At 52.4% G+C, this 16,579-nt stretch carries 12 protein-coding genes; 6 read left to right on the top strand and 6 right to left on the bottom strand.

Going from position 1 to position 16,579, the window contains the following annotated elements; genetic code table 11:
* Positions 1 to 440: 440 nt before the first annotated feature.
* The 5 genes from typA (at position 441) to fabY (ending at position 5,319) form a co-directional block, all read left to right on the top strand.
* Positions 441 to 2,264, top strand: coding sequence for a ribosome-dependent GTPase TypA (gene typA / locus UC14_RS05505; protein WP_013577651.1), 1,824 nt, complete (start codon positions 441 to 443; stop codon positions 2,262 to 2,264).
* Positions 2,265 to 2,428: 164 nt separating this feature from the next.
* Complete coding sequence (gene yihX / locus UC14_RS05500) at positions 2,429 to 3,016, top strand: glucose-1-phosphatase (protein WP_013577650.1); 588 nt, start codon at positions 2,429 to 2,431, stop codon at positions 3,014 to 3,016.
* 11 nt (positions 3,017 to 3,027) lie between these two features.
* Positions 3,028 to 3,897, top strand: coding sequence for a virulence factor BrkB family protein (locus UC14_RS05495; RefSeq protein ID WP_013577649.1), 870 nt, complete (start codon positions 3,028 to 3,030; stop codon positions 3,895 to 3,897).
* Between the two features lie 18 nt (positions 3,898 to 3,915).
* Positions 3,916 to 4,353 carry a D-aminoacyl-tRNA deacylase gene (gene dtd / locus UC14_RS05490; protein ID WP_013577648.1) on the top strand — a complete coding sequence of 146 codons (438 nt, stop codon included), beginning with the start codon at positions 3,916 to 3,918 and terminating at the stop codon, positions 4,351 to 4,353.
* Between the two features lie 33 nt (positions 4,354 to 4,386).
* Entirely contained in the window at positions 4,387 to 5,319 is a 933-nt protein-coding gene (gene fabY, locus UC14_RS05485; protein ID WP_013577647.1) for a fatty acid biosynthesis protein FabY, read from the top strand.
* 67 nt (positions 5,320 to 5,386) lie between these two features.
* On the opposite strand, the gene UC14_RS05480 is transcribed toward fabY, so the two are convergent.
* Positions 5,387 to 7,081 carry an AsmA family protein gene (locus tag UC14_RS05480; RefSeq protein ID WP_112197357.1) on the bottom strand — a complete coding sequence of 565 codons (1,695 nt, stop codon included), beginning with the start codon at positions 7,079 to 7,081 and terminating at the stop codon, positions 5,387 to 5,389.
* Positions 7,082 to 7,234: 153 nt separating this feature from the next.
* On the bottom strand, positions 7,235 to 8,626 hold the full coding sequence (locus tag UC14_RS05475; protein WP_013577645.1) for an NCS2 family protein: 1,392 nt from the start codon (positions 8,624 to 8,626) through the stop codon (positions 7,235 to 7,237).
* A gap of 238 nt (positions 8,627 to 8,864) precedes the next feature.
* Between UC14_RS05475 and gltS the strand changes: the two genes are divergently transcribed.
* On the top strand, positions 8,865 to 10,076 hold the full coding sequence (gene gltS, locus UC14_RS05470) for a sodium/glutamate symporter (protein WP_112197356.1): 1,212 nt from the start codon (positions 8,865 to 8,867) through the stop codon (positions 10,074 to 10,076).
* 54 nt (positions 10,077 to 10,130) lie between these two features.
* Here the strand turns inward: gltS and UC14_RS05465 are convergent, their stop codons facing one another.
* From UC14_RS05465 to spoT, 4 genes are all read right to left on the bottom strand, one after another.
* Complete coding sequence (locus tag UC14_RS05465) at positions 10,131 to 11,456, bottom strand: PTS cellobiose transporter subunit IIC (protein WP_013577643.1); 1,326 nt, start codon at positions 11,454 to 11,456, stop codon at positions 10,131 to 10,133.
* 231 nt (positions 11,457 to 11,687) lie between these two features.
* The gene (gene recG / locus UC14_RS05460) at positions 11,688 to 13,769 is read right to left on the bottom strand and encodes an ATP-dependent DNA helicase RecG (protein WP_112197355.1); all 2,082 of its coding nucleotides are present in this window, start codon (positions 13,767 to 13,769) and stop codon (positions 11,688 to 11,690) included.
* The gene (gene trmH / locus UC14_RS05455; protein WP_013577641.1) at positions 13,766 to 14,464 is read right to left on the bottom strand and encodes a tRNA (guanosine(18)-2'-O)-methyltransferase TrmH; all 699 of its coding nucleotides are present in this window, start codon (positions 14,462 to 14,464) and stop codon (positions 13,766 to 13,768) included. The genes recG and trmH overlap by 4 nt, the downstream gene beginning before the upstream one ends.
* A 5-nt stretch (positions 14,465 to 14,469) precedes the next feature.
* Positions 14,470 to 16,578, bottom strand: a complete 2,109-nt coding sequence (gene spoT / locus UC14_RS05450; RefSeq protein ID WP_013577640.1) for a bifunctional GTP diphosphokinase/guanosine-3',5'-bis pyrophosphate 3'-pyrophosphohydrolase — start codon at positions 16,576 to 16,578, stop codon at positions 14,470 to 14,472.
* Between the last annotated feature and the right edge of the window lies 1 nt (position 16,579).

Here is a 16,579-nt window from a genome sequence, read left to right as displayed (position 1 = left end):
TGGAACGAATAACCATTTTTGGTCTTTAGTTGGAAATAACAGCCTTACTGGAACTGGCGTGTAGACTGAACAGCGCTATTATTTGTCTGGTCAGGCTCTTCACCCTGTAAAAAATTTTTTACCCTAAAAAACTTTTACTCTAAAAACTATTAGCGAAAACTGTGCCAACTTTGAGAAAATGCAAACAACGCCATTTTACAGGGCTTTTGCACTCGACAAGTATGCACCATAACGGAATTCTCGCACTAAAATGGTGCTAACCGTGAGAGCGAAAGCACTATAATGGTGCGTCATAATGGTTCAGTGGTCTTTTTGCACCGTGAAAGGGATCACAAAGTAGCCATCCATAAGTTGTTTCAACAAGATCCTTGTGATCTTGTTTAGAACCTCGCTTAATACGTGTACAATAGCGCGCTATTTCTAATGCCTGAGGCAAAGCTGTGATCGAAAATTTGCGTAACATCGCCATTATTGCCCACGTTGACCATGGTAAAACCACCCTGGTCGACAAGCTGCTGCAACAATCCGGTACTTTCGGAGAGCGTGTAGAAGCCACTGAACGCGTAATGGACTCCAACGATTTGGAGAAAGAGCGTGGGATTACCATCCTCGCAAAAAACACCGCCATTAATTGGAAAGACTACCGCATCAACATCGTGGATACCCCAGGACACGCCGACTTCGGCGGTGAGGTAGAGCGTGTGATGTCAATGGTCGACTCGGTGCTGCTGGTTGTGGATGCAATGGATGGCCCAATGCCGCAAACCCGTTTCGTGACCAAAAAAGCCTTCGCTAATGGTCTGAAACCGATCGTGGTAATCAACAAGGTTGACCGCCCTGGCGCGCGTCCTGACTGGGTTGTCGATCAGGTCTTCGACCTGTTTGTAAACCTGGACGCAACCGACGAACAACTCGATTTCCCAATCATCTATGCATCAGCATTGATGGGTATCGCGGGTAACGACCATAACGATATGGCCGAAGACATGACCCCGCTGTACCAGGCGATCGTTGACCACGTATCTCCGCCACAAGTTGAGATGGAAGCACCGTTCCAGATGCAAATCTCTCAGCTGGACTACAACAACTATGTTGGCGTCATCGGCATCGGCCGCATCAAACGCGGTACCGTTAAGCCTAACCAGCAAATCACTGTCATCGACAGCGAAGGCAAAACCCGCAACGGTAAAGTCGGTAAAGTTCTGACCCACATGGGTCTTGAGCGTATCGAAGCCACCGTTGCTGAAGCGGGCGACATCATCGCAATCACCGGCCTGGGCGAACTGAACATTTCCGACACAATCTGTGATCCGGCGAATGTTGAAGCTCTGCCTGCGCTGAGCGTTGATGAACCAACAGTAACCATGTACTTCAACGTAAACACCTCTCCATTCTGTGGTAAAGAAGGTAAGTATGTGACTTCACGTCAGATCCTTGACCGTCTGAACAAAGAGCTGGTGCACAACGTTGCATTGCGTGTTGAAGAAACTGAAGATGCTGATGCATTCCGTGTTTCAGGCCGTGGTGAACTTCACCTGTCGGTTCTGATCGAAAATATGCGTCGTGAAGGTTTCGAGCTGGCGGTTTCCCGTCCTAAAGTAATCAACCGTAAAATCGATGGCCGCATGCAAGAGCCATTCGAGAACGTGACACTGGATATCGAAGAGCAACACCAGGGTTCTGTTATGCAGGCCATGGGTGAGCGTAAAGGCGATGTCAAAGACATGATCCCAGACGGCAAAGGTCGTATCCGTCTTGATTACCTGATCCCTGCACGTGGCCTGATCGGCTTCCGTACCGAATTCATGACCATGACTTCCGGTACCGGTCTGCTGTACTCCACGTTCAGCCACTACGATGACGTTCGTCCGGGCGAAATCGGCCAGCGTCAGAACGGCGTGCTGATCTCCAACGGTCAGGGTAAAGCCGTTGCGTTCGCACTGTTCAGCCTGCAAGACCGCGGTAAATTGTTCCTGGGCCACGGCGCAGAAGTGTATGAAGGCCAGATCATCGGGATTCACTCACGTTCTAACGACCTGACCGTGAACTGCCTGACCGGTAAGAAACTGACTAACATGCGTGCGTCCGGTACTGACGAAGCAACGACTCTGGTTCCTGCTATCAAAATGTCTCTGGAGCAAGCTCTGGAATTCATCGATGATGACGAACTGGTCGAAGTGACTCCTCTGTCTGTGCGTATCCGTAAACGTCACCTGACCGAGAACGATCGTAAACGTGCAATGCGTGGTCCTAAAGAAGGTTAATCTTCTTTAACGTTTGCCGTTACACAGAAACAGGGTGCCTTCGGGTACCCTGTTTTTTTTATGTTTTTTTCTCCTCCGTTCGTTACGCCCCGTCGCGTTGCCCCTGTTCACTTGTACGTTTTACCGCTAAAGTTAACTGTCATCTTTGAAATCAGGAGCGTGCAATGCTGTACATTTTTGATATGGGAAACGTCATTATTGATATTGATTTCAAACGAGTGCTTGGGGTGTGGAGCCATCTGAGTGGCACCCCGCTGGCGACGCTGACCGAGCGGTTTTCAATGGGCGAGGTGTTCCAGAAACACGAGCGTGGTGAAATCAGCGACGAACAGTTTGCTGCCGATTTATGTCATGAAATGGGTATCGCACTAAGTTTTGAACAATTCAGTGCGGGCTGGCATGCGGTGTTTGTTGGTCTGCGTCCTGAGGTCATTGCCCTGTTTCAGAAACTGCGCGAAGAAGGTCATCGTGTCGTCGTGCTTTCTAATACCAACCGCTTACATCTGGATTTCTGGCCTCACCATTATCCTGAAATCGAAGCCAATACCGACGCGATGTACCTCTCGCAAAATTTGGGTATGCGCAAACCGGAGCCCGAAATTTTCCGGCATGTTCTGGAGAAAGAAGGATTCACCGCCGATCAGGCCGTGTTCTTTGATGATGTTGCTGAAAATATCGAAGCCGCCCGGAATGCTGGCATTGAGGCTGTATGGGTAGAAGATAACCAGACGGTACCGAAATACTTTTCCTGAAGGATGTAAGGATGCAGAAAAGGGCACTGAGCCACTACCTAAAATCGTTGTGGAAATTTACGCGCCTGCTTTTAAAGCGTTCGGATAAAGATGGCCTGACGCTTCTGGCGGGCCATCTGGCCTATGTCTCTTTGCTATCGCTCGTGCCACTGATCGCCGTGGTATTTTCACTTTTTGCATTATTCCCTGTTTTTTCAGAAATCAGCATGCAGCTGAAAACATTCATTTTTTCCAATTTCATGCCCGCGACCGGTAATACTATCCAGCGCTATCTGGAACAGTTTGTTGCCAACTCCAGCAAAATGACGGCCGTGGGCACCTGTGGATTAATCGTCACCGCGCTACTTCTGATAGCCTCGGTAGACAGCGTGCTGAACAAAATCTGGGACAGCAAAACCACGCGTCCGATTGTGTTTTCTTTCGCTGTGTACTGGATGGTGTTAACGCTCGGGCCAATTCTGCTGGTGGCCAGCGTGGCTGTCAGCTCATATCTGCTCTCCCTGAACTGGCTGAACATCAGCGGTGTGCATTCGGTGATCGACCACGCGCTGCGCATTCTGCCCTTGCTGATCTCCTGGGTGACATTCTGGCTGCTCTATCAGGTAGTCCCGACGGTCAGAGTGCCGGCAAAAGATGCCCTGATCGGCGCGCTGGTCTCCGGCGTATTATTCGAGTTGAGTAAAAAAATCTTCACCTTATACATTCAGCTTTTCCCGTCATATCAGTTGATTTACGGTGTACTGGCGGTGATCCCCATTTTATTTCTCTGGGTCTATGTCAGCTGGTGTATCGTTCTTCTTGGGGCGGAAATTACCGTCACGCTGGGCGAGTACCGTTCTCTAAGAAAATTGCAGTCTGCTCAACATAGGGCAGAAGAATAATCAGTCCGAAGGATTTGTATGATTGCGTTAATTCAGCGGGTATTGAATGCCAGCGTTACGATCGATGGCGAAATCTGTGGCCAGATAGGGCCGGGGTTACTGGTTTTACTGGGCGTTGAACAGGGCGATGACGAACAAAAAGCCAAACGCCTTTGTGAACGGGTGATCGGGTACCGAATCTTCGGTGACGAAAATGACAAGATGAATCTGAACGTGCAGCAGGCCGGTGGCAGCCTGCTGGTGGTGTCGCAGTTCACGCTGGCGGCGGACACACAAAAAGGCATGCGTCCTGGGTTCTCGCGCGGGGCTGAGCCACAGGAAGCGGAGCGGTTATATCAGTATTTTTGCGGGCAGTGCCGGGAAAAGGGCATTGCTACCGAAACCGGACGCTTTGCAGCGGATATGAAAGTGGCACTGGTGAACGACGGGCCGGTGACCTTCTGGCTACAAGTCTGATCCATAAGGCATAACGCCGGAGAGAAAGCATCTATGTATCATCTGAGAGTACCGACGACCGAAAAAGAACTGGCCGCCTATTACCGATTCCGTTGGGAAATGCTGCGTAAACCGTTGCATCAGCCGGAGGGTTCAGAGCGTGATGCCTACGATTCCATCGCACATCACCAGATGGTAGTTGATGAGGAGGGCGAACCGGTGGCGGTTGGCCGTTTATACATCAATGCCGATAATGAAGCCTCTATCCGCTTTCTGGCGGTTGATCCAAATGTACAAGACAAAGGGCTGGGAACGCTGGTCGCGATGACCCTGGAGTCTGTGGCGCGTCAGGAAGGGGTGAAACGAGTGGTCTGTAGCGCCCGCGAAGATGCCGTGGATTTCTTTGCCAAACTGGGTTTTGTGAATCAGGGCGAAATCACCACGCCGCAAACAACCCCGGTTCGCCACTTCCTGATGATAAAACCCATCGAAACGCTGGATGATATTCTGCATCGCCCTGACTGGTGCGGTCAGCTTCAGCAGGCCTGGTATGACCACATCCCGCTCAGTGAAAAAATGGGCGTGCGTATCAGTCAGTACACCGGCCAGCGATTTGTCACCACGATGCCGGAAACGGGCAACCAGAATCCGCACCATACATTGTTCGCTGGCAGTTTGTTTTCGCTGGCAACGCTGACCGGCTGGGGGCTGATCTGGCTGCTGCTGCGTGAGCGCCATCTGGGCGGCACCATTGTGCTGGCGGATGCGCATATCCGTTACAGCATGCCGGTGACCGGCAGGCCGCGTGCCGTTGCCGACCTGGGCTCTGTCCGCGGTGATCTCGACCGTCTGGCTCGCGGGCGGAAAGCACGCGTGCAACTCGAAGTGAATTTATACGGCGATGAGACAGACGGCGCGGTGTTTGAAGGCACCTATCTGGTATTGCCCGCCGCGCCCGGCGCACCGCTGGAGCCTGAAATTAACTGATTGGTTTCTACCCAAAATAAAAGGCACCGCCATTGCGGTGCCTTTTGCATTTTTGGTGATGCCTGGATTAAGGAGTAGCAGATGCTGGCGTACCGGAAACCAACCCGTTTACCATTCTCTGGTCAATTGTCTGGCTGCCGTTTATCTGCAATGTCCCGCTGAGCGTGGGTTTGTAATCCACGTTTGCCGGCATCTGTCCTTGCAGATTCAGCTGCATATTAGCGTTACCTTCCAGCGCCACATGTGGCCATCCCCAGTTTTCCAGCTGATTCGCCGGTACTGAGCGGGCGGTCATCTTCACAGAGAAATGGCGCTGCGGCTGCTGATCAACCGTCGCACTGGCTTCCAGCAATCCTTCTTTGGTAAAGGCGCTCAGCTCAGAAATATTCACCTGACGGTCGTTCGCCTCCAGGGTGATGGAAGGACGGCGCACGTCATTGCGGTTAAATGTGGCTTCACTTGCATTCAGATTCAGCTTACCGCTCCAGATCCCCCACTGATGATTACGCGCCAGCAACAGATTGTTGCCGAGGCCATCAAGTGCCGTCAGCTGGAAGGGGAACTGCGGATTGATATCAATAATCAGGTTCCGGTTAGCAATGAACCGGCTGATAAAGACTTCAGACAGCGAATCCGGCAGTGCCTGATTCCAGAGTTGTTTCCAGTTTTCCGGCAAGGTGTATTCCAGCCCCGCAACAGACACTTCATCAAGCTGAAGGCGTTTGTTGGCGCGCAGCCAGTTGCCGGTCGTGCGCAATAAACTGCGCTCCCAGCGCGCCGTAGCTTGTTTGATCGCAATGCCCTGCGGCGAAAGGTCGAGGCTGATGATCGGATCCTGAATATGCAGGTTTCCATCAATCATATCCGTCGCATTCAGGGTGATTTCGCCGTCATCACTTTGCCAGTCGCCTTTTTCGAGCGTCAGATCCTGCACGGACAAATCAACGTCGCTGAATGCCCAGTCTGTTCCCTGCAAACGCGCGTCGATCAGATCAAGTCGCTGAATAGTCACTTTTGGCAGGGTCTGGAAGTCGTCGAAGAAAGCAGAAAGCGGTTTGGATGTTTGCAGACGCACATTGCTCAGCCGCAGGTTTTCTATGTTCCAGCTGCCATCGGCGGCCTGCGTCGCTTTACCCGTTAACTGACCGCGAGCCAGATCGCCGCCAAAATTACTCAGCGTCAGATTCTTATTATTGATGTTGCCCTGAATCAGCACATTTTCGGCCGGCAGTCCGTTGACCGTCAGGCTGGCGGCGCTCAGCTGGAAGTCAGCTTTATCGCCTAAAAGCTGATTGGGTTTTGGCTGCCACGGCGAAATACCGGCGTTAATCTGCTGACCCTGAATGTCTAAGCCAGCGGTATTGCCGGTGAGCGCCATTTTACTCAGTTGCAGGGTATTGGCCTGCAATGGCAAATTCATTGACGAAGGACTGACATTGAGGCGTCCGCTGACCAGCACGACGCGATCGAAAAAACGTGGCTCGGTGATCTGACGCCAGCTTAAATCCAGATCAACTTCACCGGCATTCAGCACTTCCGGCTGATTCTTCTGCCCGAAGATGACATTGGTTAACGTCACCCGACCCGGCGACGACCAGTTATGGTCGAGTTTCTCCACGGAGAGACGGTACTCGCTGTTATTGCTGACCCAGCGGCTGACCCAGCCAGCAGCCCAGCGGGTTTGTAATAGGACGTACACCAGCACGATCGCCAGCACCAGAAGTAAGGCGAACGTCAGCAAAATTTTACCGATAAATCTCATCGTCTGGAGCCCTGTAACGGGAAAATGGAAAAAGATTCTTTGTTTATGCCGCAAACAGCGAATTTTCTCAACAGGTTAGCCAAATGGAGGTAATAAAAAGCGGCAGAGGTTCCAGACCCTCTGCCGCTGTTGCACGCGGATTACATCCTGCTTTTACTTCTCGTGAGGGAAAACCAGATTCAGAACAATCGCAGTAATGCCGCCCGCTGCAATGCCAGAAGAGAGAAGGGTTTTCAGCCAGTCCGGTGCGAATTGCAGGATCAGCGGCTGCTGAGAAACACCCATACCGACGGCGAGAGAAAGCGCCATGATCATAATCGCGCGGCGATTCAGACGCTCGCGGGAAACAATGCGCACACCCGAAGCGGCAATGGTACCGAACATCACGATGGTCGCGCCGCCCAGTACCGGTTCAGGAATATGCTGCACAAATCCCGCAACAGCCGGGAACAGCCCGAGGATGATCAGCATCAGCGCGACCACAAAACCGACATAGCGGCTGGCAACGCCGGTCAGTTGAATGACGCCGTTGTTCTGCCCGAAGCAGGAATTCGGGAAGGTGTTAAATACAGCAGAAAGCATCGAGTTCAGGCCATTGGCCAGAACGCCGCCTTTGATGCGCTTCATGTACAGCGGGCCGCTGACCGGTTGCTCAGAAACGTCCGAGGTTGCGGTAATATCACCGATGGTTTCCAGCGATGTCACCATGAAAATCAGCATCAGCGGGATCAGCAAATTCCAGTCAAAACCCAGTCCGTAATACAGCGGCGTTGGTAATGTTATCCAGTTGCTTTGCGCGGCTGGCGCAACGGTTGGCAACATGCCCGTCATCCAGGCCACCAGATAACCCACCGCCATGGCGATAACCAGAGAGGCGACACGCAGGTAAGGGTTACGTTGACGGTTCAGCAGAACAATCACTACCAGCACGACGGCAGCCAGCAGCAGATTTTTCGGTGCCCCGAATGTGTGATCGCTCATGGCCGCATAACCGCCGCCGATAGACGTCAGACCGACCTGAATCAGCGACAGCCCGATAATCATCACCACGATGCCGGAAACCAGCGGCGTAATGATGCGACGTGCGAGATGCAGGAAACGGGAAAGAATGATTTCAGTGCAGGAAGCCAGCATCAGGGTGCCGAACAGCGCCGCCATCATGGTCGGCACATCCGCACCGCCATTTTTCAGCGCCATTCCGCCCATGATCAGCGGCGCAACAAAGTTAAAGCTGGTGCCCTGAATCGAGAGTAAACCCGAGCCGACCGGTCCCCAGGTTTTAATCTGCAAAATAGAAGCCAGGCCGGAGGCGAACAGCGACATGCTGATGATGTGCTGCGTGTCCTGCGCGGGCAAACCCAGCGCCTGGCAAATCAGTAGTGCTGGTGTGATTACCGCAACAAACATCGCCAGCAAATGCTGACAGGCGGCGAATAACGTTTGAGGTAATGGCGGGCGGTCCTCGAGCCGGTAAATCAGTTCACTTTTTTGCTGGCGGGAAAGATCGGGTTGCTGTGTTTCTTGTTCTGCGGTTTGCGAACTCATGCTGTGGCATTCCAATAAGCGGCAAAGCGGGCATTTTTATTGAAATTAACGACAAAAGCAATCGTTTGCTAATGGCAATATTCCTCGACTGGTTTTGGATTGGACGGGATTTATGGCCTGTTTTTCTTGCCTGACGCAGCTTGAATGACTTCTAATTCAGCTTCTGGGAAAAAACATGTCAGTGAAGTTTTTATAACTCGATAATTTTATTGGATTTATTTTAAAATGGAGTTCGTCAATGATTCAACTCGATACCTACGGCACCCTGGTTGCCGCCACGTTGGTGCTCCTTTTAGGACGGAAATGCGTCCAGTCGGTCAAATTCCTCAAAAAATACACCATTCCTGAACCCGTTGCCGGTGGTTTGCTGGTCGCTTTATTGTTACTGATCGCCAACCAGATAATCGGCTGGGAAGTCGGTTTCGACATGTCTTTAAAAGAGCCACTGATGCTGGCATTTTTTGCCACGATCGGTCTTAACGCCAATCTGGCAAGTCTGCGGGCAGGCGGTAAATCGCTGTTTATGCTGGTGTTTGTCGTCGTGGGCTTACTGCTTTTGCAAAATGCCATCGGTATCGGAATGGCGAAAATGCTCGGGCTGGATCCGCTGATGGGGTTGCTGGCGGGGTCGATTACCCTTTCAGGTGGCCACGGCACCGGCGCGGCATGGAGCAAGCTGTTTATCGAGCGTTATGGCTTTGAAAATGCGACGGAAGTCGCGATGGCTTGCGCAACTTTTGGTCTGGTGCTCGGCGGTATTATTGGGGGGCCGGTAGCGCGCTATCTGGTCAGCCATTCTTCCACCCCCAACGGAAACCCCGAGGATATGGTCGATCCGAGCGCATTTGAGAAACCGTCGATTGGCAGGATGATCACGCCACTGGTGATGGTTGAAACCATTGCCCTGATCGCGATTTGCCTGATGGCAGGGACATATGCCGCCAGTCTGTTGCAAGGCTCGGCATTTGAAATCCCAACCTTTGTCTGCGTGCTCTTCGTTGGTGTGATCCTGAGTAATATGCTGGCATGGCTCGGTTTTTATCGTGTCTTCGACCGTGCGGTATCCGTGCTGGGTAACGTCAGTTTGTCACTGTTCCTTGCCATGGCATTGATGAGCCTTAAGTTGTGGGAGATGGCGGCACTCGCCTTGCCGATGATGGCGATTCTTATCGTTCAAGCCCTCGCGATGGCGCTTTACGCGATTTTCGTGACTTATCGCGTGATGGGGAAAAACTACGATGCGGCGGTGTTGGCGGCAGGACACTGTGGTTTCGGGCTGGGTGCCACCCCGACGGCCATTGCCAATATGCAGGCGATCACCAACCAGTTTGGCCCTTCGCATCTGGCGTTTCTGGTGGTGCCGATGGTGGGCGCATTCTTCATCGATATCGCCAATGCGATTGTGATTAAACTCTACCTGATGCTGCCTGTATTCCCGGCTATAAGCTAAAAAAACAGGCACAGAAACATCGCTTCTGTGCCTGACGATTCCTTCCCGTCGGGTTTATTGTGCCGCGTCCGCCTTCTCAGTGAACACCTGTTCGGCCTCAGCGGCTTTTTCCTGCGTCAGTAACTGCTTCTCGTAGACTTTGAAGAATGGATAATAAATTACCATCGACAGTGCCATCAGCAGGATAACCAGAACCGACACTTTGAAATCCCAGCCCATCGCCCAGGCCGCCCCGATCGGTGCCGGCGATGTCCAGGGGACCAGTGAAATCATATGCGGGAGCAGATCCGTCGATACGGCCAGATAGGCGATAACGGCATTGACCATCGGTGCCAGCAGGAAGGGGATGAAAAATACCGGATTCATGACGATAGGTGTGCCAAAAATCACCGGCTCATTGATATTGAAACAGCTTGGCACCAGACTGAGTTTCCCCATGGTGCGCAGATGCGCTGACTTACTGCGACAAAACAGCAGGACCAGTCCCATTGTCGCGCCGGACCCGCCAATCACGATCAGGAAATTCCAGAATGCCTCGGTCATGATGTGCGTCATGGGTAAACCGGCAGCGAGATCTGTCTGATTCAGGCCGAGATTGGTTAACCAAAAAGCCTGCAACATGCCAGATACAATGGCCGAGCCATGAATGCCGGCGAACCACAACAGGTGGCAAATCAGCACGGCGAGAAGTACAGCAGGCAGTGAGTCTGCGGCAGAAATCAGGGGTTCGAACAGCGCCATAATCGCCTGTGGCAGCAACATATCAAACCCTGACTGGACCAGTAAGCTCAGCGGGAAAAGTGTAATCACCACGGCCACAATCGGGATCAGTAAATCAAACGAATGCTTAATGTTTGAAGGTACCTGTTCGGGTAAACGGATACCGATATTGTATTTTTTCAATAACCGCGTCAGTTCGGTGACATAAATCGCCACCAGAATAGCCGTAAAGATCCCCACGCCGCCCAGCGCCGTCGTCGACATCTTTTCATCAATCTGCGGTGCGGCGACCAGCAGGAAAGACATCAGCGCCAGCATTGCGGTCATGAACGGGTCTAGCTTGTAACTTCTTGCCAGATTGTAGGCAATCGATGCCGAGATGTAGATGGACATAATGCCCATCGTCATATTGAACGGCGTCAGGATCTGCACTTCATATTTTGCCGAGAGCGCCAGCCAGCTTCTGGCGAAGCCCCATGAAGATTCGGGCGAAAATGGCGGGTGAACAAAAACCAGTAAAAACGAACCAACAATCATAAAGGGCATTGCTGAGATGAAGCCATCACGCACTGCCATGACATGTCGCTGTGAGGATAATCGTGCGGCGAAGGGGCTGATTTTCTGTTCTATAAAAGTGAAGAGGGATTGGCTGATACTCATGATGATTTGGCCTTATGTTGAGGACATCAGACAGGGTTGCCTTAATTATCATCAGTGTAGTGACGGGAGGTGAAACCGGTTACCGGCTTTTCCCCACTCTGTGAAGGTTATCAAATAACCAGTGCGGAGAGTGGTTTTGGGGGCACAATAGGGAAAAGAGAAGAGAATATGTTGGAAACAAAACATCATTTTTAATAATGATTTGATGAAGTGAATGAGCGAAAAGAGAGATCAGGCGTTGGTGTAACGGACTCTTTCTGGCAGCCAGCGCTCAATCAGGGCTTTGGCATGATCAGGGAATTGTTGCTGCAGATAACGCGCAATGCGCTGTACATCCGGGATCATCGCCTGATCACGTAATAAATCAGCGACTTTAAATTCAGCACTGCCGGTCTGGCGCGTGCCCAGTAGTTCACCCGGCCCGCGGATTTCCAAATCCTGCTGTGCGATAACAAAGCCATCGTTGCTGTCGCGTAAAACCTGCAAACGTTTCTGCGCTGTTTTGCTGAGCGGCGTTTTGTAGAGCAGTACACAGTGAGAAGCAACGGCACCACGTCCAACGCGCCCACGTAACTGGTGCAACTGCGCCAGCCCTAAACGCTCCGGGTTTTCGATAATCATCAGGCTGGCATTCGGTACGTCAACGCCGACTTCAATGACAGTCGTTGCCACCAGAAGCTGCACTTCACCCTGTTTGAATGCCTGCATAACGGCCTGCTTTTCCTGGGCTTTCATACGACCGTGAACCAGTCCAATATTCAGCGCCGGGAGTGCCTCCTTCAGGCCTTCCCATGTGGCTTCAGCGGCCTGCGCTTCCAGCATTTCCGATTCTTCAATCAGCGTACACACCCAATAAGCCTGACGATTTTCCTGCTCGCAGGCACTTTTGACACGGCTGATAATGTCACTGCGGCGGGTGTCCGGAATGGCGACAGTAGTCACCGGCGTGCGGCCTGGCGGGAGTTCGTCGATCACAGAGGTATCAAGATCAGCGTAAGCCGTCATTGCCAGTGTGCGTGGGATCGGCGTGGCGGTCATGATCAACTGATGTGGATGGAAGCCCTGTTGCAGACCTTTTTCCCACAACGCCAGACGCTGATGCACACCGAAACGGTGCTGTTCATCGATAATGACCAGCGACAGTGACGAGAACAAAACCTGTTCCTGGAAGATAGCGTGCGTTCCCACCACCATCGACACCTGTCCGCTGGCGATCGCATCCTGCTGTGCCTGCCGGGCTTTACCCTTTTGTTTGCCCGCCAGCCAGCCGACCTGAATACCCAGTGGCTCAAACCACCGACGGAAATTATTGGCATGCTGTTCGGCCAGCAATTCTGTCGGCGCCATTAATCCGACCTGTTGGCCCTGAGCAATAGCGCAAAGTGCGGCGAGGGCGGCTACCAGCGTTTTACCTGATCCCACGTCGCCCTGCACCAGACGCATCATGGGATAACTTTTTGCCAGGTCCTGTTCAATTTCTGCCACAACCCGTGCTTGCGCACCGGTCGGGCTGAAAGGAAGCGACGCGAGGAACTGATTTTTCAGGCGGTCGTCATGATGCAACGGCAGAGCTTTATAACTCTGCGTACCGGCGCGGACAGCCAGCATACTGAGATTATGTGCCAGAAGTTCTTCCATAATCAGGCGGCGTTGAGCCGGATGATGACCTTTTTCAAGGTCTGCAAGCTGGATATCTGGCGGCGGGCGGTGCAGCAAATGCAGCGCCTGAGGAAGCGGGATCAGCGAACGACTCAGTTCCTCTGGCAACAGTTCGGCGACAGGTACGGTGTCGAGCAGTTCAAGTGCCTGATCCGTCAGTTTACGCAAGGTCGCCTGGCGGATACCTTCCGTTGTCGGATAAACCGGCGTCAGTGATTCCTGCAGAACGACTTCGCTGTTTTCACCCTGAATGCGGTATTCCGGATGAATGATTTCAGCACCGATCGTGCCGCGTTTGATTTCACCATAAGCGGTAACACGGCGACCTGTTGCCAGGCTGTTTTTCATCGCGGCGTTAAAGTTGAAGAAGCGCAACGTCGCCATGCCAGTGCCGTCACTTATCTGACAGGTCAGCATTCTGCGGCGGCCAAAACTGATATCACTACGCAACACTTCGCCTTCTATGGTGGCGAAAATGCCGGGCTGTAAATCATTGATGGTGTAAAGGCGGGTACGATCTTCATAGCGTAAAGGAAGATGAAGCAGTAAATCCTGAATAGTTTCAAGGCCGAGTTTGGCGAGCTTGTCTGCCTGACTGGCTCCGACGCCGGAAAGCGACGTCAGCGGGATGGCGTCGAGCAGGCGGCCTTTCATCTTTTTTTGACCGTCATTTGCATCGCCGACCACCATTCATCATCGGCAATGATTTGCCCGTGATCGTCAATGAAAGGGCGGGGAAGCTTCTTTCGCTTCGCCACATTGGACAGAACGGGATAGCCACCTTCAAACAGCAGTCGCTGCTGTTCCTTCTCGCTCAGCAGACTGCTGTCGCGGCGATACATACCGGCGTTTTCGCGCTGGCGCTGTGCTTCGTACAGGATAAGCGCCGAGGCAACGGAGACGTTCAGAGATTGCACCATACCGATCATCGGAATGATGATATCGCTGTCAGCCAGCGCTAACGCTTCAGGTGTGATACCGGTTTTCTCCTGACCCAGCAATATGCAAGTCGGGCGGGTGTAATCAATCGCGCGGAAGTCGACGGCTTTCTCTGACAAGTTGGTTGCCAGGATTTGCATGCCCTTCGCCTTCATTTTGGCGACGGCATCCTGAATGGTTTTGTGTGTTTTGACCTGAACCCAGCTGTTGCTGCCTGCCGCCGAAGAGACCAGTGTCTTCATTCGGGTCGTAGGCCAGACAGCGTGGATTTCGTGAACGCCGACGGCGTCTGCCGTACGGATGACGGCAGAAACGTTATGTGGTTTATGCACCTGTTCCATACAGACCGTCAGGTCTGGCTGTCGGGCCGCAAGCATTTCGCGGATGCGGGCATAACGTTCTGGGGTCATAACAATCAGTTTCGGTTGCGGGTAACTTTGATGACGTCCGGCATGATACGGATTTTACGCATGATATTCGCCAGATGAACGCGATCGCGGGTCGTCAGGCGGATAAAGGCGCTGTAGACGCGACCGTCTTTTTCTTCGGTGCTCAGATTCTGAATGTTCGACTGCGCGGCATTAATTGCAGCGGTCAGGTTCGCCAGTGCGCCCTGATGGTTGAACATATCAACTTTGATTTCAGCGATAAATTCCTGATCAGTTTCCTGGTGGTTATCCCAGTCAACGGCCATGAATTTCTCAGGTTCTTTCTGATAACCGCGAATATTACGGCAGGATTCATGATGGATCACCAGCCCTTTGCCCGGACTGACGTGGGCAATAATCGGGTCACCCGGAATCGGACGGCAACATTTCGCGAAGGTGATCAGCACGCCATCTGCGCCTTTAATCGGCAGATTACGGGTACCTGACGATGCCATTGAAGACTGGTCACCCATCAGGTTTTTGGCAACCACAACGCTCATGGCATTGCCGAGACCGATTTCCGCCAGCAGGTCATCCATCGCGGCGAGCTTCATACGATCCAGCTCGTTTTTGATGTTTTCCGGCGGAATGTCTGACAGTTTTTTACCGGCACCCAGCGCATGATTCAGCAGGCGACGGCCAAGTGAAACCGAATCATCACGTTTCAGGTTCTTCAGCATCTGGCGGATTTTGGCGCGTGCACGTGAGCTGACGACAAAGTTCAGCCAGGCAGCATTCGGGCGGGCGCCCGGTGCGGTAATGATTTCGATAGTTTGTCCGCTGGTCAGCGGTTGCGAGAGCGGATACGGCTGGCGGTCAACGCGCGCGCCAACGCAGGCATGGCCGATATCGGTATGCACAGCATAAGCAAAGTCGACCGGTGTCGCGCCCGCAGGCAATTCGACGATACGACCTTCCGGCGTAAAGACGTAAATCTCGTCCGGGAACAGATCCGATTTCACGCTCTCAATAAATTCAAAGGAGTTGCCTGCACTTTGTTGCAGCTCAAGCAGACTCTGTAACCAACGCTGAGCACGGATCTGTGCGGTGGTGCTGGTTTCACTGTTCTCTTTATAAGCCCAGTGAGCCGCAACCCCCATCTCCGCCATCTGATCCATATCTTCCGTACGGATCTGTACTTCAACCGGCACACCATGCGGACCGATTAGTGATGTATGCAAAGATTGATAGCCGTTGGCTTTGGGGATGGCGATGTAATCTTTAACCCGACCCGGACGCGGTTTGTACAGGCTATGTGCCTGTCCTAACACGCGATAACAGGTATCGAGTTCTTTAACGATCACCCGGAAGGCGTAGATATCCATAATAGAATGGAAACGCTGTTCCTTCAGGTGCATTTTGCAATAGATAGAATACAGGTGTTTTTCGCGACCACTGACACGGCACTGAATGCCGGCTTCGGTTAAACGGCCTTCAATCTCAGAGAGGATTTTCTGGATCATCTCTTTACGGTTACCACGCGCAGCTTTCACCACTTCTTTGATGACGCGATAACGGTTTGGATAAAGGGCTTCGAAGCCCAGCTCTTCGAGCTCGGTTTTCAGGTGATGAATACCCAAACGGTGTGCCAGCGGGCTGTAAATTTCCAGCGTTTCACGGGCAATGCGGCGACGTTTGTCCGGGCGTAAAGAGCCCAGCGTGCGCATGTTATGAGTACGGTCAGCGAGTTTGATCAAAATGACGCGGATATCTTGCACCATCGCCATGACCATTTTGCGGAAGTTTTCCGCCTGCGCTTCTTTCTTATCACGGAATTTCAGCTTGTCTAACTTTGAAACGCCTTCAACCAGCTCAGCAACGCTTTTGCCAAACAGTTGTTCCATGTCCTGGTAAGTTGCAGGCGTGTCTTCGATAACGTCGTGTAATAACGCCGCCATCAGAGTCTCATGATCGAGCCTCATTTCAGCCAAAATACATGCCACGGCCACCGGGTGAGTAATATACGGCTCACCGCTGGAACGTGTTTGCCCCTCGTGCGCGTCCCGCGCCACGAGGTAAGCCTGCACGAGGCGCTTAATTTGCTCCTCCGGCAGGTATTTTTGAATCAGTTGATTCAGGCTTTCAAAGATATACAAG

It is taken from the genome of Rahnella sp. NRRL B-41462, assembly GCF_003263525.1.
Lineage (GTDB): Bacteria > Pseudomonadota > Gammaproteobacteria > Enterobacterales > Enterobacteriaceae > Rahnella > Rahnella aceris.
Note: the sequence above shows the minus strand (reverse complement) of the source record. Positions and strands in the feature narration are given on the sequence as shown.